At 67.0% G+C, this 4504-nt stretch carries 2 protein-coding genes and 3 pseudogenes; all 5 read right to left on the reverse strand.

The genetic code is table 11. The features are described 5' to 3' along the window. A pseudogene (locus tag JCM9942_RS19075) lies at positions 1 to 159 on the reverse strand (type II secretion system protein GspF); the annotation flags it as partial. 40 nt (positions 160 to 199) lie between these two features. After that, positions 200 to 1921, reverse strand: coding sequence for a type II secretion system ATPase GspE (gene gspE, locus JCM9942_RS11195; protein WP_054659709.1), 1722 nt, complete (start codon positions 1919 to 1921; stop codon positions 200 to 202). Positions 1922 to 2047: 126 nt separating this feature from the next. Beyond that, a pseudogene (locus tag JCM9942_RS11200) lies at positions 2048 to 3469 on the reverse strand (S8 family peptidase); the annotation flags it as partial. A gap of 334 nt (positions 3470 to 3803) precedes the next feature. Beyond that, a pseudogene (locus JCM9942_RS20760) lies at positions 3804 to 4016 on the reverse strand (hypothetical protein); the annotation flags it as partial. Between the two features lie 297 nt (positions 4017 to 4313). Then, positions 4314 to 4504: phosphoribosylformylglycinamidine synthase subunit PurQ (locus JCM9942_RS11205; RefSeq protein ID WP_157722880.1), on the reverse strand; the 191-nt coding region annotated here is incomplete at its 5' end.

Raw genomic sequence — 4504 nt, forward strand, 5'->3', positions numbered from 1 at the left:
GCCGCCCGCGACACCCGAACCACTGGACAGGCGCACCTCGACCGGCAGATGGCCCTGTTCCTGCAGGCGCGCGACCACCTCGCTGTCGCTGGCCGCTTCCTGCTGCCCGTCGAGCAGCTCGCCGCGCGTATCCAGCGCCTTGTAGCGGTACAGCGGCATCAGCAATGCGTCTCCGGATGGAGCGATCCCAGACAACGGCTCATGCGTCCTCCGTCACCCGCAGCACTTCTTCCAGCGTGGTTTCGCCACGCAGGGCTTTGCCGATGCCGTTCTCGTACATGGTGCGCATGCCGGCCGCACGCGCGAGCTGCTCGATCTCGCCCATGCCCGCCTTGCGCATCACCGCACCGCGCAGCGCATCGTCCATCACCAGGAATTCGACAATGGTCGTGCGGCCCAGATAGCCGGTAGGTGCCAGCGCCGAGGGCTGCGGCCGGTACAGGTGGATCTCACCCTGCGGCTGGAAGCGGCGCAGGTCGAAGCGTTCGATTTCTTCCGGCGATGCTTGATAACGCAAGGCGTGGGTCGGCTCCAGCCGCCGCACCAGACGCTGGGCCAGGATGCCGTTGATGGTGGAGGTGAGCAGGTAATCCTCCACGCCCATGTCCAGCAGCCGGGTGATGCCGCCGGCGGCGTTGTTGGTATGCAGGGTGGACAGCACCAGATGGCCGGTGAGCGCGGACTGGATGGCGATGCGCGCGGTTTCCACATCGCGCATCTCGCCGATCATGATGATGTCCGGGTCCTGGCGCACGATGCTGCGCAGCGCGCTGGCGAAATCCAGCCCGATCTGCGGCTTGGCCTGGATCTGGTTGATGCCTTCGAGCTGGTACTCGACCGGGTCCTCGACGGTGATGATTTTCACCTGGTCGGTGTTGAGCTGGCTCAGCGCGGTGTACAGCGTGGTGGTCTTGCCCGAGCCGGTCGGACCGGTGACCAGCAGGATGCCGTGCGGCTGCTCCAGCACCTTGCGGAACTGCGGCAGGAAGGCCTCGTCAAAGCCCAGCCGCTGGAAGTCGAACACCACCGTCTCGCGGTCCAGCAGGCGCATCACCACGCTTTCGCCATGCGCGGTGGGCATGGTGCTCACGCGCAGGTCCAGCTCCTTGCCCTGCACCCGCAGCATGATGCGGCCGTCCTGCGGCAGCCGCCGCTCGGCAATGTTGAGCCGCGCCATGATCTTGATACGGCTGATCACCGCGGCGGTGAGATTCACCGGCGGGCTCTCGCCATCGACCAATACGCCGTCGACGCGGTAACGCACCTTCAGGCGGTTCTCGAACGGCTCGACATGGATGTCCGAGGCGCGCAGCTCCACCGCCCGCTGGATCAGCAGATTCACCAGCCGGATCACCGGCGCTTCGGAAGCCAGATCGCGCAGGTGCTCGATGTCATCGAGCGGCGCAGCCTCGCCATCGGTCGATTCCAGCAGTGCATCCATCGCGCTGCGGCCCTGGCCGTGCCAGCGTTCGATCAGGTCGGCGATCTCGCTGCGCACGCCGACCGCCGGTGCGACCTCGCAGCCGGTGGCCAGCTGGATCGCTTCGATCGCGTAGCGGTCATAGGGATCGGCCATCCACAACGCGATACGCCCGCGCTGCTCGCCCAGCGGCAAGACATGGAACTGTTTGAGAAAGCGCAGCGCGATCGGTTGCACATCCTCGACCAGCTCGGGCGGCGCGGTTGGCACGTCTTTGACCCCCAGCAGGCGCAGGCCAAGCACCTGCGCGCAGGCGTCGGCATGATCGCGCTCGGATACCAGTCCCAGCCGTGCCAGCAACCCCAGCAGATCGCCGCCGGCATCGCGCTGCAGTTGCCGCGCACGCAGCAGATCCGGCTCTTTCAGCCGGCCCTGGGCCAGCAGCAGCTGGATGATGCGTTCGGCAGGCGCAAGAGTGGCGTCGTTGGCTACCGCGTTCACGCAATCCTCCTGTGTTGCCGGAACTTTAGCAGTTCGCCCGCGCGTTCCGTCCGCGCGCAGCAACCGATGGCGCATATAAAGGAAACCCCGGCAATGCCGGGGTTCCCGGATACCACCGTCGATCACTTACTGGCGTGCCACCAGGCTCACCCCGCTGTAGGCCGAAGCCCCCACCAGCTTGATGTAGTAGGTCCCCGCCGCCGGCGCGGTGAAGCGCACCGTCTCGCTGTTGCCGGCGCGCGCGGACTTGGCGTCGAATACGGTGCTGCTCGGCTCCTCGCCCAGGCGGACGTACAACGAGACATTGCCGGTACCGCCGTAGGTGAGGATGCTCAGCACCGCGCCGGCCTGTGCCTGGAAGCTGTACAGCGCTTCGCTGCCGGCCGCACCGGCCAGACCGGACACCACCACCTTGTTGGTCAGCGGCGTGGCGACCGGGCCGCAGGTGTCCACCGCCGGATCGCACGGCACCTCCAACGCCTTGTCCAGCGCGGCTTTGGCATTGACGATACCGCTGCCGATCGGTGTGGCGGCCGGGATGGTCACCGGGAACGGCCGCGCGGTCTGTTTCAGCAGCGCTTCGAGCTGGGCCGGGGTGAGGATGTCGCGATTGGCTGCTGCCAGTGCCCCCTGCACCAGCGCGCCCACCGCGGCGACATGCGGCGAGGCCATCGAGGTGCCGCCCATGCCCATATAGCTGTAGGCGCCGGAGGTGGGCGTGGTCGTGCCGTTGTAGCCGGCCTGCCAGACATAGCCGCCCGGATTGCCGTCGACCCCGCCGCCACCGCCGGGACCGGACAGATCCACCACCGCACCATAGTTGGAGTACGAGGCGATGCCACCGGTAATACGGGTCGCGCCCACCGCAACCACGTTGTTGCAGCTGGCCGGACGGTAGTTGCCGGCGTTGGCCGCGCTGTTGCCTGCGGCCACCACCACGGTGGTGCCACGCGACACCGCGCCGTTGATCGCATCCTGGTAGACGCTGCCGCAGGTGCCGTTGCCACCCAGACTCATGTTGATGATCTCGGCCGGAGTGGCATTGGCCGGAATACCGGCCACGCTGCCACCGGAAGCCCAGGTCACCGCATCGGCGATGTCGGACAGGTAGCCACCGCATTTGCCGAGAACGCGCACCGGCAGCACCTGCGCCTTGTAGGCGACCCCGGCCATGCCGATCCCGTTGTTGGTCGCCTCGGCGATGGTGCCGGCGACGTGGGTGCCGTGCCAGGAGCTGTCCTCGGCCGGGGTGTTGGGGCCGCATTCGTTGGCCGTGGCCACCCAGTCGCCATAGTCCAGCGCACCCGGCACACGGTCATCGGTGGGGCGCCGCGAGGTCTCGGCATCGGAAATGAAGTCATAGCCCTGCAGCAGGTTGCCGGCGAAATCCGGATGGCCCGGCAGGATCCCGGTATCAAGCACCGCCACCACCACGCCTTCGCCCTGGGCGATGTCCCACGCCGCCGGCGCGTTGATGCCCCCGGCGGCGTTGTGCAGGTGCCACTGGTAGGTCTGGTAGTACTGGTCGTTGGGGACCAGCTGCGGCTGTTCCTTCGCCTTGGGCGAATCCACACGCTGCAGTTTGACGTCGGCTTCGGCGTACAGCACCGCCGGATCGGCGGCGATTTCGGCCACCACCTTGTCCAGCTCGGCCCGGTTGAGCCGGGCATCGAGGCGCATCAGATCCGCGCCCACCCCCAGCGTGCGCACATGCTCGGCCCGGATCGCCGCAGTACGGGCCTTGCCTGCGCCGAGGCTGGCACGGGACAGCGCCGACTGCACCACCGACACTTTGGTGGAACGGTCGCGCGCGGCGGCGCTGCCGGTACGATATTTGACAATGATGCGGCTGGAGCTCTGGACCGCCGCCGCAGCTTGATAACCAGCCGAAACCGGCACCCACGCCGATCAAGCTGTCATCACTGCTGAACGTGCCGCCCAAGGTCACCGTGGCGTGCGCTGATCGCCCGCTGATAGCCAATGGACCCCACCCGGTTCTGTTTGCGCACGCCGCGTCGCTGGTGGCCATGTTCAACATCGCCGCGTTCATGGCGCCCTAGCGATCGATACGGCGCAGGTTGCGATACCGCAGGCGGCAACGATATCGAGGAGGGCGCGCTGCGCACCGACCAGCGTCATCACCGCGCAGCTGCCATCATCCTAGGTCACTGCGTTGGCGGTCACCCCTTCCAGCGTGCCGATGCGGTTGTCGATTTTTTTTCTTCATCGCACAAATTTCATGGAAACCCGTTGTGGAACAGGCGGATGCGGCAACTTTCTGTCGGCCGCCGCCGCGCCCGATTCCGCGCATAAAAAAACCCGCAGGCCTTGGCCTGCGGGCGTTTCGGAGGGTTTCCCGGATTCAGCTGGAAATGTCCTCAGTGGCGGCGGATCAACCGCACCATACTCTTGCGTTGCGGAACATCCGCAGCCACGGCGAGTCCTCACCCCAGCCGGCCGGCGCCCAGCTCAGGTTGACCGTGCGCGGGGTGCGCTCGGGGTGCGGCATCAGGATCGTCACGCGGCCATCGGCCGTGGTCAGGCCAGTGATGCCGTCCGGCGAGCCGTTCGGGTTCAGCGGAT

Source organism: Stenotrophomonas pictorum JCM 9942 (assembly GCF_001310775.1).
In the GTDB taxonomy this organism is placed as follows: Bacteria; Pseudomonadota; Gammaproteobacteria; order Xanthomonadales; family Xanthomonadaceae; genus Stenotrophomonas; species Stenotrophomonas pictorum.